The sequence below is a fragment of the Microcystis sp. M169S2 genome, assembly GCF_020245865.1.
Lineage (GTDB): Bacteria > Cyanobacteriota > Cyanobacteriia > Cyanobacteriales > Microcystaceae > Microcystis > Microcystis ichthyoblabe_A.
Window position 1 is genome coordinate 1 of sequence record NZ_JADBUB010000141.1, and the last position, 26,492, is coordinate 26,492.

Here is a 26,492-nt window from a genome sequence, read left to right on the forward strand (position 1 = left end):
CAGACATGGCTTTTTTTCTCCCCTCGCTCTACGGCACTCACTGCTTTCTGTCTTAAATCATCACTATAGGGTGCTGCCATGAAAGCTTCTCCTCATTTCTTTTTCTCTATTATGTCCTAACTATCCCGCTCTTTGCTATATTGCTGGCAGTCTTCATTGACTATCTAGAGCAAAAAAAACCAGTCTTCCCTAATTTTTCAGGAAAACTGGCCAAGCTAATCTTGAGATTTTAACCGACGTTAGCGGTTTGTTTTTGGCTAAAAAATGCCGCCAAAACCTGTTGGGCAATCTGGGGACTGGTTAAACCCAAATCAGCGAAGGATTGCTCTGGTGTTGCGTGGTCGACTAATTTATCGGGAACCCCGAAACGCTTGACTGGAACTAGAATATTAGCATCCTGTAAAGCTTCCAAAACCGCAGACCCAAAACCACCCATCAAACAACCTTCTTCCAAAGTCACCACTTTACCAAGACGTTGGGCAAGGGGAAAGATAAGTTCTGTATCAAGGGGCTTGACAAAACGAGCATTAACCACTGTGGCTTCGATGCCGTGTTCGCTGAGGATTTCGGCCACCTGTAGGGAAGTGTTGACCATAGTGCCGTATCCTAACAGGAGAATATCATCGCCACTGCGGAGAATTTCGCCCTTACCGATGGGTAAAGCTTCCCAACCCTCTTCCATCAGGGGAACCCCTAAACCGTTGCCCCGGGGGTAACGCATGGCAATGGGGCCGCTGGTATGATTAATCCCCGTCACCACCATTCTTTGCAGTTCCGCCTCATCTTTGGGGGCCATAATGGTCATATTGGGGATACAACGCAGGTAGGCGATATCGTACATCCCTTGGTGAGTCGGTCCATCGGCCCCGACAATACCGGCCCGGTCCATGCAGAAGAAAACCGGTAGATTTTGAATGCAGATATCGTGAATAATCTGATCAAAAGCCCGCTGCAGGAAAGTAGAGTAAATAGTGACAACCGGGCGCATTCCTTCGCAAGCAAGACCACCAGCGAGAGTAACCGCGTGTTGTTCGGCAATTCCCACATCGATATACTGTTTCGGTAGTTTTGCCTGAAATTTATCTAATCCCGTCCCGGTGGCCATAGCGGCGGTGATACCGATAATGCGCGGGTCATTTTCCGCCAATTTAGTGAGAGTATGCCCGAAAACTTTGGAATAAGCGGGAGGTTTCGGCTTACTGGAGGGAATCGGTTTACCCGTGGCTAAATTAAAGGGATTTTGGGCATGATAACCCACTTGATCTTTTTCGGCCCATTCGTAGCCTTTGCCTTTCACGGTGGCAACGTGGACGAAAACTGGTCCGTGGACCTTATGGGCCTGTTTAAAAGTGGCGATTAATTCGGGAATATTATGACCATCAATCGGGCCAAAATATTTAAAGCCCAATTCCTCAATCACTGCGCCAACTTTGGGAACTGCTAACCGTTTCATTCCTTCTTTGACTCGTTCCATTTCGGGAGTGAGGGAGTCACCGAAGAAGGGTAGATTTTTAAATTGTTCTTCGAGATTATCGGCGATAAACTGGACGGGTTCGCTCAAACGAACTTTATTGAGATAGCGGGAAATTGCCCCGACGTTGGGGGAAATGGACATCTCGTTATCGTTGAGGATAACCATGATGTTGGTATTTGGTAAATGTCCAGCATGGTTAATCGCTTCTAGGGCCATACCTCCAGTTAAAGCGCCGTCCCCGATGATCGATACCACCTTGAAATCTTCCCCCTTGGCATCCCGAGCTAAAGCCATTCCTAACCCCGCAGAAATGCTCGTGGAGGCGTGTCCAGCTCCAAAATGGTCAAATTTGCTCTCGCAACGTTTTAGATAGCCCGCAACGCCGTTTTTTTGGCGCAGGGTGTGAAAATCGTTATAGCGGCCGGTGAGGAGTTTGTGCGGATAAGCTTGGTGTCCCACGTCCCAAAGGACTTTATCGCGATCGAGATCGAGGGTTTGGTAAAGGGCGATCGTTAGTTCTACGACTCCTAACCCCGGTCCTAAATGTCCACCAGTAGCGGCGATCGTCTGGAGGTGTTTTTCGCGAATCTGACGGGCAATATCTTCTAATTGACGGAGTGATAAACCATGTAACTGGTTGGGATGAGTAATTTCACTTAGGTGCATATCGGCTTCTTTTTCAAAGTAGTTTATCCCTATACCAACTGTATAGGATTTCCAGTCGGAGATGAGTAAAAATCTAAGCTAATCTGGCCGCCGTGCGTAAAATTTGGCCGGCTAACATGGCAGCCCCAAAACCATTATCTATATTAACCACACCGATGCCGACCGCGCAGGAATTGAGCATAGTTAACAAAGGAGCAATACCGCCGAAACTGGTTCCGTAACCGATACTGGTGGGAACGGCGATCACCGGGCGATCAACTAATCCCGCTACCACACTTGGTAAGGCTCCTTCCATTCCCGCAACAACAATTAACACATCGGCGGCATCCAGTAGATGGCGATGATTCAAGAGGCGATGAATTCCCGCTACTCCCACATCCCAGAGACGCTGCACGGAAAAACCGCATAATTGAGCAGTAACCGCCGCCTCCTCCGCTACGGGAATATCGGCAGTTCCCGCCGTTAGGATGGAAATTATCCCTTTTGGGGGATTTTCTGGAGCGGCTGCGGCAATGGCACAGATGCGGGCTAAGGGATAATAAACTAAGTCTGTTACCTGTTCCTGTAGCTGGGCTGCTATCTCTGCTTCAATCCGGGTGGTCATAACCACGGGACTATTTTGACGCAAAACACCGATAATTTGGGCGATTTGAGCGGTGGTTTTACCCGGTCCCCAGATAACCTCCGGAAATCCCGTTCTTAATTGACGATGATGGTCAATTTTAGCAAAGTCTTCCACCGGTTCAAAGGCCAGATGTTTAAGTTTATCTAAGGCTGTCTCCGGGTTAATTTCTCCCCTGGCAACGGCGGTCAGCAGCGATCGCAAATCGGCAGCATGGAACATGGTCAGTTATCAGTTATCAGTGGGTAAGTTAACAGTTATCAGTTATCAGTTATCAGTTATCAGTGGGTAAGTTAACAGTTATCAGATTTGAGTTTTAAGTGAGCAGTAAGTACCTAAGCAAAATTAATTACACATATCTAACCACCTCTTGCCTCTTGCCTATCTTCACTAGGAAATTAATTTTGCACGACTACTTATGTGTTAAGTGACCAGTATTAAATAGCAGTTTCTTGCCATCTTTTCACTGTTTACTGATCACTGATTACTGCTCACTGATATTAGGAGGCCATGGTAGCTGCCGGACGACGGCGGCGATAAGTACGATTGTTCGCTGGTTCCGTTACCGCCGCTTGCAGGAGGAAAATCACTAGAGGTTGACTCTTTAACTCCCGTTTGATTAAACGTTGCAAAGTCGTCTCGATTTCGGCCCGCAAACCGGCCCAATCTGGGTCCCCCGTCGCAGTTTTAAATTCACCGATGCGATCGCTTAAACAGCGTTCGATCGCCCGAATAATTAACTGATTCAGCAGCGGGATTTCCACTTTTGTCACCACACCGCGCAAATTAATCTCTGGAGGTGCGCTTAATTGTCCCTCAGCGTTAACGAAGGCGGCGATCGTAATCACACCATCTTCGGCTAACTGTTGTCTTTCCTGCATAATGTGTTCGTGGACTACACCCGCTTGATCAACTAACTCGATTCCTGATGGCACTGGTGCGCCGAGGCCAATGCGATCGCTAGTTAACTCGATCGTGTCACCATTTTTGACAATCACCATATTTTCGGCGGGAATACCCATACTTTGGGCCATCTGAGCGTGTTTGACCAACATTCGGTGTTCTCCATGCACTGGCACAAAAAACTTCGGCCGGGTCAAAGATAGCATCAATTTATGGTCTTCTTGGGAACCATGGCCGGAAACGTGAATTCCCTTATCGCGTCCGTAAACTACGTTAGCACCCTGCATCATCAGGCGATCAATTGTATTGACCACGGCGATGGTATTACCCGGAATCGGATTAGCGGAAAAGACAATCGTATCCCCCTGACGCGCACGAATATGAGGATGTTCACCCTTAGAAATCCGCGTCATGGCCGCTAAAGGTTCCCCCTGGGACCCTGTGGTTAAAATGACGATTTTCTCATCGGCTAAATTGCGGGTCGCTTTCAAGGGTTCAAATAGATCGTCGGGACATTTTATATACCCCAAATTGCGCGCATGAGCGATAACATTTAACATCGATCGACCCACTACCACCACTTTCCGGTTAAATTTCTGGGCCAATTTCAACACCAGATTAATCCGATGCACCGAGGAAGCAAAGGTAGTAATCATAATCCGTCCCGTTGCTTGGTTAAAAACCCGCTCTAAACCGGGATAAACGGAAGCTTCCGAGGGAGTATAACCGGGTACTTCTGCGTTAGTGGAATCACTCAATAAACATAGCACCCCTTTCTCGCCATGTTCGGCAATTTTTTGCAGATCAAAGAATTCGCCATCGACGGGAGTATGGTCAATTTTAAAATCTCCTGTGTGAATAATTATCCCTAAAGGAGTGTGAATTGCTACACAAAAACTGTCGGCGATCGAGTGGGTATTGCGGATATATTCCACCATGAAAGATTTACCTAAACGCACCATTTGCCGAGGAGCAACGGTTTCTAATTTGGTACGATTTGCTAATCCTGCTTCTTCCAATTTATCCCGCAATAAAGCCATGGCTAGACGCGGACCGTAGATAATTGGTACATCAAATTGTTTGAGATGGTAGGGAATGCCACCGATATGATCTTCGTGACCGTGGGTGACGATCATACCCTTAATTTTATGGCGATTTTCTCTTAGATAAGTCATATCGGGAAGCACTACATTGACCCCGTGCATATCGTCGGAGGGAAAAGCTAGACCAGCATCTAAGAGAATAATCTCATCATCGTACTCAAAAACACAGGTGTTTTTGCCGATTTCGTGTAATCCTCCTAGGGGAATGATCTTTAGTTTTGCTTGGGTTTTATCTTGACTCATTAGGTATCCTTTGATGGTAAGTTATGTTGATTTTTCAGGTGGTTTTTGTGGACGGGAAATCTCAAAAAATGAATAGTTAGAATAAGTCTAACTAGGTAAATAACACCTAGTTAAAGTCACTTAGTATCAATACTTTCTAGCAGTTCTAAACTATATTTCTTTTATTCTAGTGAAGCTATTAACATTATAACCTATTTCTCGAAAAAATCCTAGTTTAGTTAGCCAAATTTTCTAGTATTTTTCTAGATTAAAGCCAATTCTTGCATAATTTTTGCTAATCCTTCTTCTAGTTCGGGACTTAAGGAACATAAAGGAAGTCTTAGACCCCCCACTTCCCAACCGACTAGATTTAAGGCCGCTTTAATTGGAATTGGATTAGTGGCACAGAATAAACCTTTAAACAGGGGAAATAATTTCAAATTAATCTCGATCGCTTTGGCCGCGTCTCCAGTTAAGAAAGCTTGAATCATTCCTTGAATTTCTTCTCCCACCAGATGACTGGCAACACTGACCACTCCCACCGCACCACAGGTCATTAGGGGTAAGGTGAGAAAATCATCGCCGGAATAAATAGCGAAATTTTCAGGAGTATGACAGTAAATCTTACAGGTTTGTTCTAAATTACCACTAGCTTCTTTTACCGCCACAATATTATCAACTGCTGCCAGTTTAATAATCGTTTCTGGGGTCATATTTTGACCAGTACGACCAGGGATATTATAAAGCATCACTGGCAGATCGGGACAAGCTTTGGCAATGGCACAAAAATGCTCATATAAACCCTCTTGGGGAGGTTTATTGTAGTAGGGAACCACTTGTAAAGAACCATCTAAACCCAGTTTAGCAGCCTGTTGGGTCGCTTCGATCGCTTCGGAAGTGGAATTAGAACCCGTCCCCGCAATCACTTTTCCCCGACCATTAACCGCTTTTTTGACAATACTAAATAGTTCGTATTCTTCCTGCCAACTTAGGGTGGGTGATTCTCCCGTCGTCCCACAGACCACTATACCATCGCTACCGTGGGTAACTAGATAATCGGCCAATTTTTCCACCATAGCATAATTAACTTGGCCCTCGACAGTGAAGGGAGTCACCATCGCCGTAATTACTCGTCCAAAATATGTTTCACTCATTGATTCAGTTATCAGTTATCAGTTATCAGTTATCAGTTTCTGAAGGCAAGAGGCAAAAGAAAGAATCTGGCAATCCCCCTACCTAAAAAGAAGGTTAGAAACTAAGTACGTCGATGCTTTCAGCTTAACAAATTAGGTTTTAGATTCGGTCTTTGTTATCGGTTTTTGAGCGATCAACAATCAGACTTTATTTATCCGATTAATTAGCTATTTTTCTAGTTAACCTCTTCCATAATTAATTTTTGAGGGTTCAAAAACTGCAAAAATAAGGATTAAATTGCCTAAAATCTGTAAATAGACCATTTAATTGATTATTATTCATTCTTAATCCTCCTGACTACTGACTACTGGCTCCGTTCGGCTGAGCTCACGGCCGAAGCCTAACCCTAACAACAATTTTTGATTTTTACCAGAGGTCTAGTTATTATCGCCTCGATCTAGCTGATGGCTGATCGCTTAATTATCAAACTGTTGCTAATCTTGAACCGACGAGATTTTTCTTGACTAAAAGTTCGGCAATTTGTACGGCATTTAAAGCCGCACCCTTGCGAATTTGATCGCCGCATAGCCACAATTCTAGACCGTTAGGATGGGATATATCTTGACGAATGCGTCCCACTAATACTTCATCGCGACCGGTGGCATCAATTGGCATGGGAAAATAATTAGCGTCCCAATCTTCCACTAATTTTACCCCCGGAGCGGATTGAAGAATTTCTCTAGCCTTCACCACAGAAAAAGGCCGACTAAATTCTAGGTTAACCGATTCCGAATGGGCCCGCAGCACGGGAACCCTCACACAGGTGGCGCTAACCCGCAGTCCTGGACAAGCAAAAATCTTGCGGGTTTCGTTGACCATTTTCATTTCTTCCTCGCAGTACCCTTGACCATTAATCGGGGTATTGTGGGGAAAAAGATTAAAAGCGAGGGGATAGGGGAAGGAATTAGTGGGAGGTTGCCGATTATCAAGAATTGCTTGCGCTTGCTGTTTTACCTCCTCCATGGCTCGCGCTCCAGCACCACTGGCGGACTGATAAGTAGAAACTACTACTCGCTCGATCGCCTGTACTTGGTGGAGAGGCCAGATCGCCACTCCTAAAAGAATTGTCGTACAGTTGGGATTAGCGATAATGCCCCGGTGATTGTCCACACTGTCGGGATTGATTTCCGGGACAACCAGAGGCACTTCGGGATTCATGCGAAAAGCACTGGAGTTATCGATAATCGTCGCACCCGACTCGACAATAGTTTTCGCCCAAGCTTTCGAGGTGGACCCCCCCGCAGAAGCGAGAACTATATCCACGTCCTGAAAAGATCGCTCGTTTACCGCTTCGATGAGGAGACTTTCGCCCCGAAAATCGAGGGTTTTTCCAGCAGAACGCTCAGAAGCCAGTAATTTTAGACTAGCGAGAGGGAAATGACGACTAGCTAATAACTCTAGTAATTCCGTTCCCACGGCCCCGGTGGCCCCTAAAATAGCGACCCGTACTTTTTGACTCAAATTGTGTGACCTCCTGACGAGTTGGGTGATGATGATCCGAAGAAATCGTTAAAGTAAAAAATCTTTTTTGTCCACCGAGTTATTCTCAAGCTTGGATTGATCGGCTTTTGATCAGCAAAATTTTCTGATTGGGCTTAACTGCCCCAAGGACGGAATAAATTAAATATACCCCATTGACCGCTAAAATAAAAAGATTGTGACAGCTTGGGGAACAACTGCAGCTATTCCCCTAGAATATCATGAGCGGGACGGATTCACCGCAGGCGTAAACACCGCTCACCCTATTATAAACGTTCCTTGTCGTAAGAGCTAGAAAAATCAATGAAAGTTATTCAGGAAAAGCTTCCTGCCAGTCAGATAGGTTTAGAAATTGAAATTCCCGCCGAAACCACGAAAAACACCCACGAGAAAGTGGTAAATAATTTAGCGAAGTCGGCCAATATACCCGGTTTTCGCCCCGGTAAGGTTCCCCGTCAGATTCTTCTGCAAAGATTGGGAACTAAAGCGGTAAAAGCGGCAGTAATTGAGGAATTAATCGAAAATTGCCTCGAATCTGCCCTAAAACAGGAGGGGATCGAGTCCCTGGGTAATCCCCAGCTATTGTCTCAGTTTGAGGATTTGATCGCTGCCTATGAACCGGGTAAAGCTTTGACTTTTTCAGTTTCCGTGGATGTGGCCCCGACAATTATTCTCGGAGATTACGAAAATCTGAGCGTTACTGCCGAAGAAACCGTTTATGATCCCGAATCCGTGGAAAATTGGTTTAAAGAGCGTCAAGAACAGTTAGCGACATTGGTTCCCGTGGAAGATCGCGGGGCGCAGCTGGGAGATGTGGCGATCGTTGATTATCGGGGAAAATCCGTCGAAACTGGCGAGGATATCCCGGATATTGACGGCGAAGATCTGCGGGTGGATATGGAAGCAGGACGCTTTATCGAGGGGATGGTGGAAGGAATTGTCGGCATGAAACCGGAAGAAGTCAAAGAGATGACTTTGACTTTCCCGGAAGATTATCCCAAAGAAGATGTGGCAGCAAAAGCGGTAATCTTTACAATTACGATGAAAGAGTTAAAGGCAAAGGAATTACCAGAGCTTGACGACGATTTTGCCCAAGAAGTCAGCGATCAGGAGACAATCGCCGAATTAAGAGCAAGTTTAGAGAAACGCTTCCAAGAACAAGCGGAGAAGGAAACCAAAGAAAGCATTTATGACGCTTTAACCAAGGAATTAGTTAAGGGTGCCACTTTAGATTTACCGGAGACGCTGATCGAAAAGGAAGTGACGCATATTTTGACCCAAAGCTTCATGGAATTTCAACAAATGGGGCTAGATGTCAACCAGTTGTTTACAAAAGATAATATTCCCAAAATGCGGGAAAGCACCCGTCCCGATGCGATCGAAAGTCTGAAACAGACTCTGGTGGTGCAGGAATTGGCTAAAGTCGCCGGCATTGAAGTCAGTCCCGAAGCGGTAACGGAAAAAATCGCTAATATCATGGCCCAATTGTCCGATCGCGACATAGATAGGCAGCGTCTGGAACAGGTGATCACCGAAGAAATCCTGGCGGAAAACACCCTGGCATGGCTGAAAGGAAAAGCTACTATCACCCTCGTCCCCAAAGGTTCCCTAGAGGAAGAAACAAGCGAGGAGGAGGAAACGGAAGAAACCTTCGCATTCACCGAAGTGGAAGTGTTGGCAGCTGAGGCTGAGGAAGAATAACCGTAAGGAGTTAGCAGTCGTGTTGGGGTGTTGGGGTGTTGGGGTATTAGTTGAATTCCCCCATTCCCCCATCCCCCCATTCCCTGATAACTCAGCAATTCTAAATTTGCGCTGTAGCAAGGGTTTCAGGTTTTAGTTCACGTAATACGGGGTAAAATTCAACGGGATTAACAAGTTCATTTTACGAGTCTTCAGGCTTTTAGGCATGATAGTACACTCAGAATTGCCCCAAAAACCCCCTTTTAAATGTTCTTTAAATCCCTAAAAGGCTTGCTGTGTCTAAAACTGATAACTGATAACTGATAACTGATAACTGATAACTGATGACTGATTCCTGCCAACCGGGGGAAACTTAGGGCATAATAGATGGACAGAAGTGCTAAAGATGCTTAACATTTGCCAGTAAAAGCTCCACAGCCAAGCAAAAACCCTAAGATTGTGATAGCGGAACCGAAAAAATTATGCTCGAATCGAGATCACCTGACTACCCAATTACCAGTAATTGTCGCCCTGCTATCTACGCCAACACGGGGAGAAACTCCCTAGCTAACGTTTTACCCGTGGTAATCGAACAGTCTGGCATGGGTGAACGGGCTTTTGATATCTATTCTCGACTCCTGCGCGAGAGAATTGTCTTTCTGGGAACTCCCGTCGATGATCAGGTCGCTGATTCGATCGTCGCCCAACTCCTCTACTTGGAGGCAGAAGATCCCGAAAAAGATATCCAACTCTATATCAACTCCCCCGGTGGTTCCGTTTATGCCGGACTAGCTATCTACGACACCATGCAACAAATTCGCCCCGACGTGGCGACAATTTGTTTCGGTTTAGCCGCTAGTATGGGAGCATTCCTGCTTTGTGGTGGCGCGGCAGGTAAACGGATGTCCCTACCCAGTAGCCGGATCATGATTCACCAACCCCTCGGCGGAGCCCAAGGTCAAGCTAGTGATATCGCCATCCAGGCCAAAGAGATCCTCTATATTAAACAGAGACTCAATACCATGCTGGCTCACCACACTGGTCAACCCTACGATCGCATCGCCAATGACACCGAACGGGACTTTTTCATGTCGGCCGTCGAAGCCAAAGAATATGGGTTAATCGATCTGGTGATTTCCCGTCCCGAACTGCCCGATCCTACCGTTCCCGTTACTTCCCTGTAAATAATAAACTATGTCTAAATACGACTCCCACCTCAAGTGTTCATTTTGCGGCAAATCCCAGGAACAAGTGCGAAAATTAATCGCCGGGCCGGGGGTCTATATTTGTGACGAGTGTGTGGAACTGTGTAACGAAATTCTCGATGAGGAATTGATGGAACCGCCTAGTCCGGTCGCCCCAGTGGAGGAACGTCCCAACAAACGGCGATCGGGCCAAAATAAAACCACTTGGGAACAAATTCCCAAACCAAGAGAGATTAAAAAATACCTCGATGACTACGTTATTGGTCAAAATGAGGCGAAAAAAGTGCTTTCTGTGGCCGTTTATAACCATTACAAACGCCTCAAAGATATCCAAACCCAAAAAGCCAGTGGCGGTAGTCCAGAAGATAGCATCGAACTGCAAAAATCTAATATTCTGTTAATCGGTCCCACAGGATCGGGAAAAACCCTTCTAGCTCAAACTCTGGCTAAAATCCTCGATGTACCTTTTGCCGTCGCCGATGCCACCACTTTAACCGAGGCCGGTTATGTGGGGGAAGATGTGGAAAATATTCTCTTGCGTCTGTTACAAGTGGCAGATTTAGACGTGGAAGAAGCGCAGCGAGGCATTATCTACATCGATGAAATCGATAAAATTGCCCGCAAGAGCGAAAATACCTCGATTACCCGGGATGTGTCCGGAGAAGGGGTACAGCAAGCTTTACTGAAAATGTTAGAGGGAACGATCGCCAATGTTCCCCCCCAAGGCGGCCGCAAACACCCCTATCAGGATTGTATTCAGATTGACACCAGCAATATCCTGTTTATCTGCGGTGGGGCGTTTGTCGGTTTAGATAAGGTGATCGATCAGCGTCTCGGTAAAAAATCCATGGGCTTTATTCAACCGGGAGATGGCCAAGCTAGTAAGGATAAGGTAGCGGCAGGGTTATTAAAACAAATGACTCCCGATGATTTAGTCAAATTTGGCATGATTCCAGAGTTTGTCGGTCGGATTCCCGTCCTAGCGGCGCTTTCACCCCTGGATGAGGAAGCTTTAATCGCTATCCTGACGCAACCCCGCAACGCTTTGGTGAAACAGTATCAAAAACTGTTGAAGATGGACAATGTACAGTTAGAGTTTAAATCTGATGCCGTCCTAGCGATCGCCCAAGAGGCCTATCGTCGCAAAACCGGGGCCCGGGCCCTACGGGGTATTGTCGAGGAATTAATGCTCGATGTCATGTACGAATTGCCCTCGCGCAAAGACGTGAAACGCTGTTTAATCACCCGCGAAATGGTGGAAAAACGTTCCACGGCAGAGCTATTGGTTCATCCTTCCTCTCTACCCAGTCAAGAATCCGCTTAAGGGGAAAAATCGAGGTTAACCATGCTGAATACCGTTCCCGCGATCGTCAAAGAAGGCCGGATCGAACTCCTCGAATACGTGCCGATTCCGGAGGGTACTAGGGTTTTAGTCACCCTCATCCCGGAGGAGACAAACTCGGATTTCTGGCAAAAAGTCAGCGAAACTGCCCTCGCTAAGATTTGGGATAATCTGGAAGACGACATCTATCATGAAAACTCAAATAATCGATAAAACAATCACTGTCCGCGGTGTTCCCCACTATTATGAGTGGATTCGACAGTCGGAATCTGCCCAAAAAAAGCCGGTGATGGTGTTTATTCATGGTTGGGGAGGATCGGGACGCTATTGGCGATCAACGGCTGCGGCAATTTGCGATCGCTTTGATTGTTTATTGTACGATATGCGGGGTTTTGGTCGGTCTAAATTGCCGGAAAAATCCCCCGATCTTTCCTACGATTTAGAAGAATATGCCCTTGATTTGGCCTTGTTTTTAGATAGTTTGGAAATGGAAAAAATCTATCTCAATAGTCACTCTATGGGGGCATCGGTGGCGACTTTTTTTATTACTATGTACCCCGAAAGAGTGGTCAAAGCAGTTTTAACCTGTAATGGCATTTTTGAGTATAATAAAGCGGCTTTTGCTGCCTTTCATAAATTCGGTAAGTATGTGGTACAGTTTCGTTATGATTGGTTTTTAAAAGTACCTTTTGCCGATCGATTATTTATGGCGAGATTCTTGCATCGATCAATCCCAAAATCAGAAAGAATTGCTTTTTTAGAGGATTTTTTAGCGGCAGATTACGAGGCCGCCCTAGGCACAATTTATACATCTGTGAGTAAAAAAGCAGTGGAAATTATGCCGGGTAAATTTGCTGAGATTAAGATACCAACTCTTTTAGTATCGGGGGAAAAAGATATTATTATCCCTGCCAAAATGGGCAAAATGGCGGCGGATTTGAATAATAATATCCAGTATGTGGAGATGGCTAATACTGCTCACTTTCCCATGTTAGAAGATGCCCCTACTTATCTACAAAAATTGCAAGATTTTTTAGAAATTAATTAGGGTTTGCTAGGGGAAATGAGTTTCAATGATGTGACTGACAAGTATATTGAGGATAAAGAGTTACGCCGTCAGGGTGGATATTTGGGGGTACAGCGTCGCCAGGATTTAAAACCAGAAATATCTGCTGCTGTGTTTGCTACGAAACCTCCTCAGTTGCTTAAAGCTATTGTGAAAGCTAAAGGGATAAGCTTGATTTTTGTATAGGAAATTATACAGCCGGAATTGGACGATAAGCTGCGTTTTCAAATTTTATCAGATTTGTTTTCGGGATGGCTAAAACACCAAATTGGAGAGTATAGAAGATCAAACTAATTTTGAGCTAAGTAATTAAGCAGCTTTAAGTTGTTAACTTCAAAATAATGGCAAAAATGTCTTGATAAACTTAGACGTAGGTTGAGGCGTTACGAAACACCACAAAAGTAGGTATTTTTGGTATTGGGTTTCGTAATGCCTAAATCCAACCTATGAATTACTACCTAGTTCCTCAGAAGATGAGAAGCAGGAAGTCCTACCGCAGAACATGAGAAATAGCAAGTCCTACCGCAACTCCAATCCAAAATGACCCACCATTGACTGTACCAAGCGTTTCCGACCCAGTCAAGTCAGTAAGGTAACTCTCAGAATCGGAGAACAAATCTGCACCAGCAGGGCGTAACTCAGAAATAGTAATATTAGCCATTTTTGTTTCCTATTTGAATCAGCTTTACTTTAAGGTAATCAGATTTATTATCTGCCTCTCTCTTGAATATCATTGTTGCCTAACCCTCCAACAATGACAATAGGTTAAGCAACTTTAAAATTAATCTAAATGACACAATTATGTATCAATTTTACCGACTAAACACCGTAATTTCATCTAGATTATGACCGCAAATGCCCATAATCTCGTATCAACGAGCTTTGTTTTTCAAGACATAACTAACACAATTATGTCTTTTTTATATCTCTCCCCAGGGTTCGGGTGGTGGCAGAGCAAAAAAATAGCCCCATGACCTAATGAGGCTAAAATCTACCGATGGGCCGATCACTCTTTGATTCCCAGATAGGCGACTAATATCAGCCTGCCAACTCTAATCCCTGATAAACATCCTCAGAATCAGCATTCAAATAAGGACGCTGCCAATCAATCCCCAACCCAGAAAACTGCTCAGAAATAGCAGCAATCCGACCCGCCGTAGAATTGTCCTCCTGTTGCCAAGCCATCAATAACCCATTGGCTATAATCTGACAGCGATTCATCCCAAAACTCTCCTCACTGCCAAACTTTTTGTCTGGTTCTTCCGCCAACCCCAAACCCGGTGCTAACTCCAGAGTAAACAAAGGTACCTCTGGCTTAAAAACAGACAGATTTTCTTGATAAACATGAGCCACAACCTGCCTGACCAACTCATAATCTGTTTTGCCAAAATAAAGCACCCCAGCATCATATCGTTGATAATCAACTGGATTATATAAAGCCTTAAAACTAAAAGGAATCCCCCTCTGATTTAACCTTTCAGTCAACCCAGTCATCACAGCCACTGCGCCTTCGGGAGTAACATTAAAATAGAGCCGCACCATAGCTTCCTCTCTCTGTAAACCGGCATTACCCACCGCCATATAAAAGCCATTTTGTACAAAATTCTTAGGCATCAAAATTGACACAACAGCACCCACTGCCGCCGCTTGCTCAGACTCTTGAAGATGCTTTTCCCGTTGGATATGCAGTCGCAAACCGCCCTTAGTCACAGCCAAACTGCCATCGGTTTCCTCTCTCAAAATTGACCAACCTGAATCAAAATATCCCTCCCCCTTGTTCGCTGCTTCCAACTGTAAAAAAAAGTCCATAGCTACGCCAGCAAAACTATTATTCTCCAAATCTAATTGCTGACCCTTATTCTCAGAACCTAATGCTTGCGATGCTTGCATCGACCCATTATAATAAATGCCATAAAGAAAACTCCTCAACTGTAAACTCATATATTTATCCTGTATTTCCTTCGGTAAAGCCTGAATCCGAGACAACATCTCAGCAGGCATTTCCCAGGGTTGATAGTTAGGATGACGAATCGAAAAATCAGCGGAAATTTCGAGATTTTCAACAATATCTAACAAAGCTTCCTTTAACCGACCTCTAACCTCAGGGGCTAAATGATGAAATTGAGAATTAAGTAATGACATAATTTTTCAAGATACTCAATGATATTAAACTTGGCCAACAACAGAAGAATTCATCTGATTTAACTGAGTAGCAGTAGCTCCAAAAATCGTGGGCATTGATGATTCCGGACGACATAACAAAGCCTTGGCTACCTGAAGCATAGCAATTCCGGTATTATTAAAGATTTTTTGATACTGAACCATTGCCAAAATTGCAATAATTAAAGAAAAACCGGCCAACTGGACTACTTGCTTTAAGAAATCAGGACGATATTCTAAGATTTCTGGGAAAGTTTCTAAATAAGCTAAAGTTAACCCACCGATAGATGGCTGCAGCAATTCTAGGGGAGTAGTGGCTAGTCGCAGAGACTCTTCAATACTGAGAGAATTACTAATCACCAAGCTACCCAACCAAATTTGTAGATAACTAGCGATTGCCATTCCCAAATCAAATGCTGGATCTCCCCAATCAGACCTTTCCCAATCAATCAACCGGATCGCATTTCCATTAATATCTTCCCAGTTTCGATTCAGAAGAATATTATTCAGCTTGATGTCATTGTGAGTCAGACAAATAGGAGAAATAGTTTCACTGGCTCGATGAACTGCTTCTCCTAAGCTATCATATCGTTGATAAAGTGCAAAAAATTTCAATCCATCCATCGGAGCCATGCCAAAAATTTCAGGACCGATCCTTTCCAAACTCTCTAATAATAGCGGAGATACTTTCGGTTTTCCAGCAAACTCTTCTTTGACAAAAAATTCCCGATAAATACTCTGATTCCAGGTATCACGGTGAATTGTCGCCAAACAACTGCCGATTTGAGTAGCAACCTGAGCCGGAAAGAGATTCTCTTTAGAATAAAACTCTGCTAAATCCTGATAATTATCCAGATAAGTAGAAACTAAAATTGAGTTATCAGCATCGTGGAGCAGTAATTCTGGCAGAAAACTACGCCAATGGTCAATTTCAGGAAAGTTCTCTAGAAATTTGGGGATTCGCCATTCCCCAAAAAACTCACCCACCGTTTCCTTTTCTAAATTAATAAATTGTTCTTGTTTAACCAGTAACTTTCGCCCCTCTGGTAAAGTCACTAATAAGTTAAAATTTTTAGCCTGAATCTGCTCTACTCCCGGATTTTCTTGTGAGCGATCGCAGATTTTTTGGTCGATTAAATAGTCATAAACATTTTGAGAACTTAACACAAATTTCATAATTACAATTATTCTCAAATATCGCTGATCTGTTTTTATTGATTTTAATTATAATTGATGATAGCCTTATTGCCAAGCTATTCATCTGCATTAAAAAAACATAATTAACACAATTATGTCTAAACTTCAACTAATCGCGCCAGTCAACCTACCTGTTAGATTGGTTTAGGGCTAATTGCGATCGCTCCATAGACAAAGAAACTGGGTTTCTCCACAGGGACAAGGCGGCTTTTGCTGCCTTCCATCAATTCGGTAAGTATATGGTACAGTTTCGTTATGATTGGTTTTTAAAAGTACCGGCTCTTTTGGATTTGGTGGGTAAAATGTATTCTGAGATACAGTCCTGCTGGCGAGGGAGTGGAGGGAACCACTCCAGACACAGGGGACACAAAGATCGATCCTATGTAAGTTAAACTTATCACACAGAACCTAGAAGAGCCAAGTACCTTTTGCCGATCAATTATTTATGGCGAGATTTTTGCATTGATCGATCCCAAAATCAGAAAGAATTGCTTTTTTAGAAGATTTTTTAGCGTCGGATTAGGAGGCAGCCCTAGCCACAATTTATACATCTTTGTGTGAAAAGGCAGTGGAAATTATGCTGGGTAAATTTGCTGAGATTAAGGTGCCAACTCTTTTATTATCAGGGGAAAAAGACATTACTATTAATGCCAAAATGGGCAAAATGGCGGCGGATTTGAATAATAATATCCAGTATGTGGAGATGGCTAATACCGCTCACTTTCCCATGTTAGAAGATGCCCCTACTTATCTAAAAAAATTGCGAGATTTTTTGGAAATTAATTAGAATGCCAAAAAGTTAGGAAAAACGCCCCCAGGCCACACCAATCAGGATAGTAACCCCGAAAAAGAGACGATACCAGACAAAAACCCAGGTACTCTGTTTTTTGAGATAATCTAATAACCAAGCGATCGAAAGATAGGAAAATATCGCCGAGGAAATTACCCCAATAGCGAGGGGAATTAATTCACTGGTGTTAATCTGGTCGAGAACGCCTTTAAATTCCACTAAACCGGCTAAAGTTATCGCTGGAATCCCCAACAGAAAGGAAAATCGCGCCGCTACTGCCCTTTCTAAACCCATGAATAACCCGGCAGTTAAAGTGGACCCAGAACGAGATACCCCCGGTATTAGGGCTAAAGCTTGGGCTAATCCCATTAAAACCCCGTCTTTTTGTCGCAAAGTCTCGAAACTGCGTTTATGTTTCCCGATTTTTTCGGCCGTACCTAAGAGTAAAGACATGACTATAGAGGCACAGGCGATCGCTGTCATGCTTCTCAGGGGGGAGTTATCTAAATCGGGAATGAAAAGTTTCATTAACAAACCGAAGAAAACGATCGGAATTGTGCCTAGGATAATCCCCACGGCCAAACGAAAATCCTGGGAACGATAATCGGAACTAGCCACCGCTTTCACCATTCCCGTGGATATTTGCCTTAAATCCTGCCAAAAATAGGACAATACCGCCGCAATACTGCCCAATTGAATCACTGCTGTATAGGTGACACCGGGATCTCCCCAACCCAAAAAGACGGGAATCGCTTTTAGATGAGCGGTACTGCTAATCGGCAAAAATTCCGTCACTCCCTGCACAAATCCCAAAAAAATCGCCTGTAACCAGTTAATTTTTGCCAGAGGTATGGTGCTAGTGGTTGATTGGGCAATGACGGAGGGTGTAATCGCCAAAATCACCGTTATTATCGCTAGTCCTAGCCATTTATAGCTTTTTTTCAGTAAGGAAAACATCATTTTTCAGTAAAAAAAGGGTTGGGTGTTGGGTGTTGGGTGTTGGGGAGACCACTTCGTGCGCGACGTTCGGCGAAGCTCAGTTGAGCCGTTGCGGGGGGAGATGGGGAAATTAACTAATCAATATTACTGCCTTTTGTCTATTTCCCATTCTTCTATCTCCTGATTTAAGTATAAATACTTGTTGACAACTCGTAGTCGTTATGAGTACACTTAACTTAGACAAACTCGAAATGAGTACGACTTAGCCCTTAGGAGTTGACGATTATGCTACCAAACCGAGAAGGACAGAGAGTTCCCGATGTCACCTTTCCCGTGCGTCAAAATAATCAATGGGTGAACATCACTAGCGAGGAATTATTCAAGGGAAAAACTGTTGTTCTTTTTGCCTTACCCGGGGCATTCACTCCCACCTGTTCCACCTCCCATTTACCCGGATATAACGAATTAGCCCCAGTTTTTCGGGAAAATGGCGTAGATGCTATTGTTTGCTTGTCGGTGAATGATACTTTTGTCATGAACGAGTGGGCAAAAGACCAAGAATGTGATAATGTCGTCTTGATTCCCGACGGTAACGGCGAATTTAGCGCAGGAATGGGGATGTTAGTCGATAAAGCTGACTTAGGTTTCGGTAAACGTTCTTGGCGCTATTCGATGCTAGTCAAAGATGGTGTTATCGAGAAAATGTTCATCGAACCAGAAGAACCGGGAGATCCTTTCAAAGTCTCCGATGCAGAAACGATGTTACACTACATCAACCCAGAAGCCAAAAAACCGCCTTTAGTCTCTCTTTTCTCGAAAGTGGGCTGTCCCTACTGCCTCCGGGCTAAGAAAATGTTAGAAGAAAAAGGCCTACAATACGAAGAAATTATCCTCGGACGCGATGCCACCAGTCGTTCTCTGCGGGCCATGAGTGGCAATACCACCACCCCGCAAGTCTTCATTAACGGCCAATTAATTGGCGGTTCGGAAGAATTGGCGGCTTATTTAGGAGCATAATTAATCAGCTATCAGCTATCAGCTATCAGCCTCTGATTTTTCAATTGATGGCAATGTTAATCAATTCTGAAAGGGGATGTGTATAACTTGAGCTTAATTGTAAGATCAAAATCAGTCCCCTCTACACGGATACAAGTGAGAAAATTATCAAATATTCTGTTAACTGATCAAGGAGAAAGATTATGGTAGCCACTCCAGTCAAAACCAAAACCACGGGACAATACTACGCCACTCGCATCGATTTAGCATTAGATATCCGCAAAGCTGTAGTTGAAATTCTAAGCCAAACCCTTGCCGCTAGTTTAGACCTAAAAACTCAGGTTAAACAGGCCCACTGGAATGTAAAAGGTTTAAATTTCTACCAATTGCACAGCCTCTTTGACGAAATGGCCACGGAATTAGAAGGCTATGGGGACATGGTAGCAGAACGGATTACCGCTTTAGGTGGAACCGCTTTGGGAACAGCACGCATCGCTGCCGCTAACTCGATTCTGCCAGAATATCCGGCTGATATCGTCGATGGTAGCGAACATCTCGTTGCTTTAGCCGAACGTTATGCCTTATACGCTTCCCATCTTCGTTCTGCTATTGATAGCACTGGCAATCAAGGGGATGCCGACACAGCAGATCTCTATACGGAAATCTCCCGAGACATCGATAAACGTCTCTGGTTCCTAGAAGCGCATCTGATTAAATCGGAAGATGTTATCGGTTAATTTGTAGATAAATTTGGGGTGTGTTAACGTGGCTTAATACACCTTAAATTCTCGTAATCGGTAAACGTAGCCAATCGCTTAATTGTTGTGCCAACCAATCTAATTCGGCTTCGCTAACATCTTCACTGGCAGTGATAATATATTCTCGATGGTTGGCAACGAGAACCAGACAAGGAGGAATAATATTAACATTTTCTCCCTCCATAGTGACAGTGACATTGTGACGAATGAGACTATAAATTTCGGAACTGGCGGCATCGGCAGTTAGTTTAAATTTCAGTCCCCAGAGTTTTTGGTAGAGAGAAACTTTTCGGGGGGTAATTTTTAACTCTAGTTCTCCCTGCCAAAAAGATTTCCATAACTGCCAAGATAAACTAGAGGAGATTAAATTGAGCAGAAAAATTAGGATAATTGGGATTAAAAAAGCGACCAGTTTGAGATCATAAATACCGACTATGGTTAAGAGGGTAATCGCAAAGAATAGGGATGGTAAAAACTGTCTTAACTGGGTTTTGAGATTATTGAAAAACTTTTGTTTGGTTTTACTAGCGATTTTGATTTGCAGGAGATTATCTTTTTTATAAACAGTAACTTCGCTGCCGTAGGGTTTGGTAAGATTGCCAATAGATACTAAGATCAATTGACAACTATATAAGCTGGCTAAAGCTTCTGTCACCGAACGAAAATGAGAGTCTGGGGGGGAGTTTGATAATCTTTTTAACCAATAGATAAAAAAAGCGCTTAGATTAGTTTTTTGTTCAAAGTTTTCGGGTATGTAACTATGCTTAATCCCCGTGGCTAAACTGATTAAAGTTTTGCCTAGAGCCTGTAAGTCGGTGGTGGGAGAATCGGAATCAAAGGCAAAATCAACTAGATAAAAACGATGGGACTGGGTATCAAAGAGGATATTACTAAGTTTAATATTGCCGTGGTTAATCGGGACATCCTGCTGATGGAGATAGGAGAGAATCTCCAAAAGATATTTGGCAATTTGTTTGAGATCTTGTTCTGCTAACAAATAACTGGAGTTAAGATAGTTTTCTAAAGGCTGTGCTGATAAATAAGGTCGGACAATAGCGATGATTTGTTCCTGGGATGAATCTATCTCAAAGCTATCGAGGTATTTGGGGAGAGATGGGTGAGAGAGTTGTCGCAATAGGGCAATTTTACCGTTTATTTCTCCGATAAACTGACTCCCTTGTCCCCTAGGAGCAGGAATAAGTTTAATGATAACTAACTGGGTGGTGTGTCTGTCCCTCGCTAAGATAGTTTTTTTTCCTAGTAACTGTTGGACTTGATAACGACTATGGAGAACTCGATCGAGCATGGGGGAGGATGGAGTAAGTAGTATCTCTAGGATAGCTCACTCTGGAAACTCTAGCCGCCATCTTTAGCATCCTTTTAATATTTTAACAATTGATTAAAAATTCTCGTCTTGCCTAGAAATAATTGCTACAGTAGTATTATTTAAGTTATACTTCGCACGTTCACAACTTAAACTTTTCCTTCAAAAGTAATCATTTAGGGGAAAGCTAGGCTGGAAAAACAAAAGATGATTAAGATAGAATTTAGTGAAAAGGAAGAAAAATGTTTTATCATGAAAGGTTTAATCATCCGCATCCCAGAGTACCCCTCAATGGAAATACTATGGCTAAAAAGCTAAAAAATTACTCCTAAGCAAATTTGTCAATTAACTGGAATAGAATGCCCGTTATCAAAAATGTAAAGTTGTTGAGGAATTGGCTCTTTCTTTGTTAATATAGTTTCTCTATTTCCCGCCTTATTAGCCTAATCTTAATTTAATTGAAAGGCTGTGTAAATTCGTTAAAAATAAATGCTTATATGCCAAATATTATGAAAACTTTTCCGAGTTTTTTTCTGCTATTTATTGAAAAAATCGGGTCTAAAACCTCGCCTTAAGGCGAAAAGTCTTCGGATCGGTGCATAAATCCCCGTTACAAAAACGGACTCCTGCTCCCTGCCTTCGTTAAGGATGTCCGAATGATGACTATTTGAAACCTAAAAATGAACTGGAATCCTTGCTAACTCCTACGATTTCAGAAGTTCTAATAAATTTCAGATTATGACCATCTAAAGTACAGACAACCAAAAAACTGGTGGTCTTATCTTTGCTGTCACCACAAGGTAAATGCCTACTGATGGACAGGAGACAATTCTTGCTCTTGCAGAAGCGGAGGCATCGAGATTATTGACAGTCTCCGCAGTGACAATTCTGGCACTTGTATCGCCTGTCCTGTGGCTCAAGTGACTATGCTAAAATCCGTCAACTAGAAATGACGAGAAACGATTTTTTCAATAGTCGCCTGGGTATCCTGCAGCAGTTTCTCGCGACTATCTCTAGTATTAGTCAGACTAGGCACGAGATTACGAGCTTGTAAAGCCATGTGAAGTTGTAGTTGAGCCACATACTCGCGGATATCTTCGCGGGTTTCCGATTGGTTAGGATGAAACATAGAGAAACTGGAAGGGTATGTCTAGCTGATGGGGTCTTGTCGATAACTCCTATACAAGTTATCACGACAGCTTAGGTTCCAGTCAAGGGTCGGCTCCAACTCTACACATTTCTCAACACAACTTATCTCTCTTCTGCCTAGAATGACAGAAGCGAGTCATACTAAATCTGGTTATTAAAAACTGATTATTTATTCCCCCTTTTGCCCCTTGCCTTCTGCCTCTTGCCTCTCCTCATAAGTAGCCTATGCTCAACGGATTTAGTATCAGTGGCACTTTACACAGACTGTGAGTCTCAGTCACCTGAGCAGGTCACGCATAAGCTGTACTGAATTTAAACTGCGTATTGGAAATTTTAGTACAAATGCTCAAACTGCTTCTCCCTGCTCCCTGCTGCCCTGCAATCTTAACGAGTAATTTAGATAGTCAACAGCTTATCACCCAAGGCAAGGGTTATAGCGGCAACTTGAGCGAAACGGTCTTGAACCATCCACTCCCGCGTCACCTCGTTTTGAGGCTCTTGAAAATATTGCTTTTTTTTCCCAAAAACAGTAAACTCAAATGTATCGTAAATGTATTTCAGATGAATTATGACTCTATATCTAGTAGAGGATGATCGACAAGAAAGGACAAAAGAAGAGGTGAGCGAGATATTGGAGCGCATTGCCACACTCGCATCAAAATCCCAGGGAGAGTTAATCGAGGCCCTAATCGGTGGAACAGAGGGGCGGTTATTCCTGATTATCAAAGCGATTGATCGCGCCTCCCTCGAACAAGTACTAGAAAACGCTGGGCTAGGTTGGCAACTAATCAAGGAAATGCGCTTGATTGGGCAGGACTTAGCCACTGTGCGAGAGCGCAAAGACAAAGCCAACTATCTAGTACAGTGGAATTTACCACCGGGGCTAACCATGGAAACTTACCTGCAACGAAAAGCGGAGAAAACCCCCCTTTATGCTCAAGTGCCGGAAGTCAGTTTCGAGCGGACCTATGTTTGCGAAGACTTGAGTAAATGTCTCTGTTTCTACGATAGTCCCGATGAAGCGGCGGTAAAAAGAGCCAGAGAAGTGGTCGGCGCACCTATAGATAGTTTGACCTCGATTGAAAATATTCACCCCTAGGAGAGAACAATTATGCTCGATCGAGGCTCCGAAATCCTTTCTTTTCTGGAAGAAAGAGCCACTGACCTCAACAACGGTACAGCTAATCTCAACGTCGGTTTGGCCCTAACCAAGCTAGGAGAATCGGGCTGGTTCGGCTATGCTATACCTGAAAGCTTAGGAGGCCGGGGTGGCTCCTTATTACAGGCAGTAGAGGCGATCTCCGCTGTGTCCCAATGCTGCCTGACCACCGGTTTTGTTTTCTGGTGTCAGCGCGTCTTCATTCAATATCTGGCGGCCAGTAATAACACTTACCTACAAAACAAAATTCTACCTGCTGTCCTCAAGGGAGAGATAGCCGGAGCGACAGGACTCTCTAACGCGATGAAGTACCTCGGTGGTATCGAGGAGCTGCGTTTACAGGCAAAGATCGAGGGAGAAAACGTCACTGTTAATGGCTTCCTGCCCTGGGCCTCTAACCTCGACTCTAAGGGAGAATTTATAGTGGCCGTTGCCGCTCAAACCACATCTGGACAAACTCTTATCCTCGCCCTTCCCTCCTTCGCAGAGGGGTTAAAACGGGGTGAAGACCTACAATTATTGGGTTTACAAGCTTCCCGCACCAGTACCCTTGAATTCGATCGAGTTCAGTTATCTCACGACTGGATTATCAGCTTGGAAGCAGCAAAATTTTTACCCTCAGTCCGCCCCTGTTTCTTGCTGTTACAATGCGGACTGGCCCTTGGCATTACGCGTAAATCCCTTGGGGAGACAGAGAAAAGTTTAGGGGGAAAGGCAGCGGTAGCCAGCGATCGTTATTTCTTCGCCCGGGAGCGTCTGACTCGTCTAGAAAAGACAATCGAGCAATTCAGCACCCTAGAAAGCTTCGATCTCGCACGAACACGCCAACTATTCACCCTCAGAGTGGACATTACCCGGTTAGCGGTGGAATCCGTATGGTTAGAAGCGGAAATTAAGGGAGGAAAAGGCTATTTTCGTAATAGCGACACGGCGCGACGGCTGCGCGAGGTCGCCTTTTTACCTGTGTTAACTCCGAGCCTGATTCAACTAGAAAGAGAATTACAACGTCAGTCCTCTACCGATAAAATTCTCACTGGCGAACTCGATCGAGCGGGGGTGAGGCAATGAGTATCGCCACTGATTACCCCGTCCTCAGCCTAAAAAATCTCCATAAACGCTATAAAACCCGCCATGGCTATCGTACCGTTTTTGAGGATATTAACCTACAGGTGCGCTCCGGTGAGGTGGTTTGTTTGCTCGGAGCCAGTGGTTGTGGTAAATCTACCCTCCTTGCTACCGCCGCTGGTTTGCAAAGTGCCGATGGCGGAGAAATACAATTGCACTCACGACCCCTACAAGCCCCAGACATCCGCAGCTCGATCGTCTTTCAATCCCCCGCCCTTTTACCTTGGTTAACCGTTTGGCAAAACGTGGCTTTTGGTTTGAAATTAAAGCGGATGCCCCGCCTCGATCATCAGCAATTACGCGAAAGGGTTCACACCGCCGTTAAAAGCGTCAAACTAGAGGGCTTCGAGCGTGCCTATCCTCATCAACTATCCGGCGGTATGGCTCAGAGAGTTTCTCTAGCCCGCGTCCTCGCCCGCCGCCCCTCTCTCCTCCTCCTGGATGAGCCGTTTAGCGCCCTCGACGCGATCACCCGTTTCGAGATGCAAAAACTCCTCCTAGAAGTCATAGCTCTCTATAACAGCACGGTTCTCCTCGTTACCCACGACATCGACGAGGCCCTATTAGTGGCCGATCGAGTTCTTCTCATGGGCCGTCATCCGGTGGGCATCCGCCGAGAATGGATCATCTCGATGCCGAAACCCCGTTTCGAGTCAGCCAAGCTTTTGAGTGATCTACGCCGGTCAATTTTTCAAGAATTAGCCCTTGTCATGACACTGTAAATCCATGAACCTACACCATAATTGTGCTTGTTGCGGCATGAGCCGTCGAGATTTTCTGAAACTTTCGGCACTGTTTACCAGTTCCTTCGGGGCAGCGATCACCGCCGATAATTGGAATCTCCCCGTTAACGCCAATGCCAACGATCAGCCTGTGAAAATCGGTTATCTACCGATTACGGATGCCGCCCCCCTATTGGTGGCCCACTCGCGAAAACTTTATCAAGCGGAAGGTTTAACTGCCGAACAACCGCGCCTATTCCGCTCTTGGGCGCAGATTGTTGAAGCCTTTCTCGCCCGGCAGGTGAACGTTATTCACGTTCTTTTCCCCACCTCGATCTGGATTCGTTACGGGCGCAATTTCCCCGCTAAAATCGTCGCTTGGAACCATACCAACGGTTCAGCCCTCACCGTCCTACCCGATATTGAAAATCCCAGGGAATTGGGAGGTAAAACGATCGCGGTTCCTTTCTGGTATTCGATTCATAATTTGGTCTTGCAACAACTCTTACAACGTAACGGGCTGAAAATAGTTCGCAAAGCCAAGGACGCGCCGATCGCTTCTAACGAGGTTAATCTAGTGGTTCTCCCGCCCCCGGATATGGTATCAGCCCTCGCCAATAAGAGCATCGGCGGTTATATCGTTGCTGAACCTTTCAACGCGGCGGCGGAAAATCTCAAAACCGGTAGGGTTCTCCGTTTCACCGGCGATGTCTGGAAGAATCACGCCTGTTGCGTTGTCTTTGTTCACGAGGAGGATATTAGGCAACGGAAACAATGGACGCAGAAGGTGGTAAACGCCCTCGTTAAAGCCCAACTCTGGTCCCGGAGCAATCGCTCGGAAGTGGCCCGGATTCTCTCTAAAGATGGTGGAAAATATACGCCTCACCCGCTGCCGGTATTGCAACGGGCGCTTACTTACTATGATCGCAATTTCTATAAGAAAGACGGGGCGATCGAGAATCCAGACTGGCAAGTCAACCGGATCGATTTCCAGCCCTATCCTTTCCCTTCCTATACCGAGGAACTGGTACGCTTACTAAAAATCACTCAGGTAGAAGGAAATACGGATTTTCTCCAAAAACTGCAACCCCGACAGGTGGCGCGGGATCTCGTGGATGACTCTTTTGTCCGTAATGCCTTGCAACAGGTGGGCGGACCGAAAGCTTTCGGCTTACCGAATAATCTCTCCCGCATCGAGACGATCAAATTTTAAAGGT

Annotated in this window: 23 protein-coding genes and 2 pseudogenes; 14 read left to right on the plus strand and 11 right to left on the minus strand. The window is 44.6% G+C overall.

The features are described from left to right. Positions 1 to 229: 229 nt before the first annotated feature. The 5 genes from dxs to IM485_RS14580 all read right to left on the minus strand — a co-directional run bounded on the left by dxs (position 230) and on the right by IM485_RS14580 (position 7,645). Positions 230 to 2,140, minus strand: a complete 1,911-nt coding sequence (dxs, locus tag IM485_RS14560) for a 1-deoxy-D-xylulose-5-phosphate synthase (protein WP_287743991.1) — start codon at positions 2,138 to 2,140, stop codon at positions 230 to 232. Positions 2,141 to 2,213: 73 nt separating this feature from the next. Continuing rightward, positions 2,214 to 2,984 (minus strand): nickel pincer cofactor biosynthesis protein LarB, encoded by a 771-nt coding sequence (gene larB, locus IM485_RS14565; RefSeq protein WP_287743992.1) that lies wholly within the window; start codon positions 2,982 to 2,984, stop codon positions 2,214 to 2,216. 278 nt (positions 2,985 to 3,262) lie between these two features. Further along, positions 3,263 to 5,011: a ribonuclease J gene (locus tag IM485_RS14570; RefSeq protein ID WP_287743994.1), complete on the minus strand. Its 1,749-nt coding sequence runs from the start codon at positions 5,009 to 5,011 to the stop codon at positions 3,263 to 3,265. A gap of 242 nt (positions 5,012 to 5,253) precedes the next feature. Next, positions 5,254 to 6,144: a 4-hydroxy-tetrahydrodipicolinate synthase gene (dapA, locus tag IM485_RS14575; protein WP_104395802.1), complete on the minus strand. Its 891-nt coding sequence runs from the start codon at positions 6,142 to 6,144 to the stop codon at positions 5,254 to 5,256. Positions 6,145 to 6,607: 463 nt separating this feature from the next. Beyond that, positions 6,608 to 7,645, minus strand: a complete 1,038-nt coding sequence (locus IM485_RS14580) for an aspartate-semialdehyde dehydrogenase (RefSeq protein ID WP_104395801.1) — start codon at positions 7,643 to 7,645, stop codon at positions 6,608 to 6,610. A gap of 321 nt (positions 7,646 to 7,966) precedes the next feature. On the opposite strand from IM485_RS14580, the gene tig reads away from it, so the two are divergent. From tig to IM485_RS14610, 6 genes are all read left to right on the plus strand, one after another. Continuing rightward, positions 7,967 to 9,364: a trigger factor gene (tig, locus tag IM485_RS14585; protein WP_287743998.1), complete on the plus strand. Its 1,398-nt coding sequence runs from the start codon at positions 7,967 to 7,969 to the stop codon at positions 9,362 to 9,364. A 461-nt stretch (positions 9,365 to 9,825) separates the two neighbouring features. Next, positions 9,826 to 10,527, plus strand: a complete 702-nt coding sequence (gene clpP / locus IM485_RS14590; RefSeq protein WP_002736918.1) for an ATP-dependent Clp endopeptidase proteolytic subunit ClpP — start codon at positions 9,826 to 9,828, stop codon at positions 10,525 to 10,527. A gap of 10 nt (positions 10,528 to 10,537) precedes the next feature. Further along, the gene (gene clpX, locus IM485_RS14595; protein ID WP_002803685.1) at positions 10,538 to 11,872 is read left to right on the plus strand and encodes an ATP-dependent protease ATP-binding subunit ClpX; all 1,335 of its coding nucleotides are present in this window, start codon (positions 10,538 to 10,540) and stop codon (positions 11,870 to 11,872) included. 21 nt (positions 11,873 to 11,893) lie between these two features. Next, positions 11,894 to 12,103, plus strand: coding sequence for a hypothetical protein (locus IM485_RS14600; protein ID WP_104395799.1), 210 nt, complete (start codon positions 11,894 to 11,896; stop codon positions 12,101 to 12,103). Continuing rightward, entirely contained in the window at positions 12,081 to 12,938 is an 858-nt protein-coding gene (locus IM485_RS14605; protein ID WP_104395798.1) for an alpha/beta fold hydrolase, read from the plus strand. Before IM485_RS14600 ends, IM485_RS14605 begins: the two co-directional genes overlap by 23 nt. A gap of 15 nt (positions 12,939 to 12,953) precedes the next feature. Then, entirely contained in the window at positions 12,954 to 13,142 is a 189-nt protein-coding gene (locus IM485_RS14610) for a peptidylprolyl isomerase (protein ID WP_104395797.1), read from the plus strand. A gap of 304 nt (positions 13,143 to 13,446) precedes the next feature. Here the strand turns inward: IM485_RS14610 and IM485_RS14615 are convergent, their stop codons facing one another. The 3 genes from IM485_RS14615 to IM485_RS14625 all read right to left on the minus strand — a co-directional run bounded on the left by IM485_RS14615 (position 13,447) and on the right by IM485_RS14625 (position 16,292). Continuing rightward, positions 13,447 to 13,617, minus strand: a complete 171-nt coding sequence (locus IM485_RS14615; RefSeq protein WP_287744000.1) for a hypothetical protein — start codon at positions 13,615 to 13,617, stop codon at positions 13,447 to 13,449. Between the two features lie 377 nt (positions 13,618 to 13,994). Next, entirely contained in the window at positions 13,995 to 15,098 is a 1,104-nt protein-coding gene (locus IM485_RS14620) for a T3SS effector HopA1 family protein (protein WP_104395796.1), read from the minus strand. 24 nt (positions 15,099 to 15,122) lie between these two features. Continuing rightward, a complete protein-coding gene (locus IM485_RS14625) occupies positions 15,123 to 16,292 on the minus strand; it encodes a phosphotransferase (protein WP_287744002.1) in 1,170 nt (389 codons plus the stop codon). Between the two features lie 442 nt (positions 16,293 to 16,734). On the opposite strand from IM485_RS14625, the pseudogene IM485_RS14630 reads away from it, so the two are divergent. Then, positions 16,735 to 17,100 (plus strand): annotated as a pseudogene (locus IM485_RS14630) (alpha/beta fold hydrolase); the annotation flags it as partial. A gap of 12 nt (positions 17,101 to 17,112) precedes the next feature. Here IM485_RS14630 and IM485_RS14635 read toward each other — a convergent pair. Further along, on the minus strand, positions 17,113 to 18,063 hold the full coding sequence (locus IM485_RS14635; protein ID WP_287744004.1) for an undecaprenyl-diphosphate phosphatase: 951 nt from the start codon (positions 18,061 to 18,063) through the stop codon (positions 17,113 to 17,115). Positions 18,064 to 18,327: 264 nt separating this feature from the next. Here IM485_RS14635 and IM485_RS14640 point away from each other — a divergent pair, with 264 nt between their 5' ends. Together IM485_RS14640 and dps are read left to right on the plus strand one after the other, a co-directional pair. Continuing rightward, positions 18,328 to 19,059: a glutathione peroxidase gene (locus IM485_RS14640; RefSeq protein WP_024970384.1), complete on the plus strand. Its 732-nt coding sequence runs from the start codon at positions 18,328 to 18,330 to the stop codon at positions 19,057 to 19,059. A gap of 182 nt (positions 19,060 to 19,241) precedes the next feature. Continuing rightward, positions 19,242 to 19,775, plus strand: coding sequence for a DNA starvation/stationary phase protection protein Dps (dps, locus tag IM485_RS14645; protein ID WP_104395793.1), 534 nt, complete (start codon positions 19,242 to 19,244; stop codon positions 19,773 to 19,775). A gap of 43 nt (positions 19,776 to 19,818) precedes the next feature. On the opposite strand, the gene IM485_RS14650 is transcribed toward dps, so the two are convergent. Then, positions 19,819 to 21,102 carry a protein kinase domain-containing protein gene (locus tag IM485_RS14650; RefSeq protein WP_287744008.1) on the minus strand — a complete coding sequence of 428 codons (1,284 nt, stop codon included), beginning with the start codon at positions 21,100 to 21,102 and terminating at the stop codon, positions 19,819 to 19,821. Between the two features lie 376 nt (positions 21,103 to 21,478). Here IM485_RS14650 and IM485_RS14655 point away from each other — a divergent pair. Further along, a pseudogene (locus IM485_RS14655) lies at positions 21,479 to 21,664 on the plus strand (transposase); the annotation flags it as partial. Between the two features lie 399 nt (positions 21,665 to 22,063). On the opposite strand, the gene IM485_RS14660 reads toward IM485_RS14655, so the two are convergent. Then, complete coding sequence (locus IM485_RS14660; protein WP_002731861.1) at positions 22,064 to 22,249, minus strand: hypothetical protein; 186 nt, start codon at positions 22,247 to 22,249, stop codon at positions 22,064 to 22,066. 588 nt (positions 22,250 to 22,837) lie between these two features. On the opposite strand from IM485_RS14660, the gene IM485_RS14665 reads away from it, so the two are divergent. The 4 genes from IM485_RS14665 to IM485_RS14680 are packed head-to-tail and all read left to right on the plus strand — an operon-like array spanning position 22,838 to position 26,488. After that, positions 22,838 to 23,368 carry a DUF4242 domain-containing protein gene (locus IM485_RS14665; RefSeq protein ID WP_104395791.1) on the plus strand — a complete coding sequence of 177 codons (531 nt, stop codon included), beginning with the start codon at positions 22,838 to 22,840 and terminating at the stop codon, positions 23,366 to 23,368. A 12-nt stretch (positions 23,369 to 23,380) separates the two neighbouring features. Continuing rightward, the gene (locus IM485_RS14670; RefSeq protein ID WP_287744011.1) at positions 23,381 to 24,496 is read left to right on the plus strand and encodes an acyl-CoA dehydrogenase family protein; all 1,116 of its coding nucleotides are present in this window, start codon (positions 23,381 to 23,383) and stop codon (positions 24,494 to 24,496) included. Beyond that, entirely contained in the window at positions 24,493 to 25,275 is a 783-nt protein-coding gene (locus IM485_RS14675; RefSeq protein ID WP_287744013.1) for an ABC transporter ATP-binding protein, read from the plus strand. The genes IM485_RS14670 and IM485_RS14675 overlap by 4 nt, the downstream gene beginning before the upstream one ends. Positions 25,276 to 25,279: 4 nt before the next feature. Continuing rightward, positions 25,280 to 26,488 (plus strand): ABC transporter substrate-binding protein, encoded by a 1,209-nt coding sequence (locus IM485_RS14680; protein ID WP_287744015.1) that lies wholly within the window; start codon positions 25,280 to 25,282, stop codon positions 26,486 to 26,488. The last annotated feature ends 4 nt before the right edge of the window (positions 26,489 to 26,492 follow it).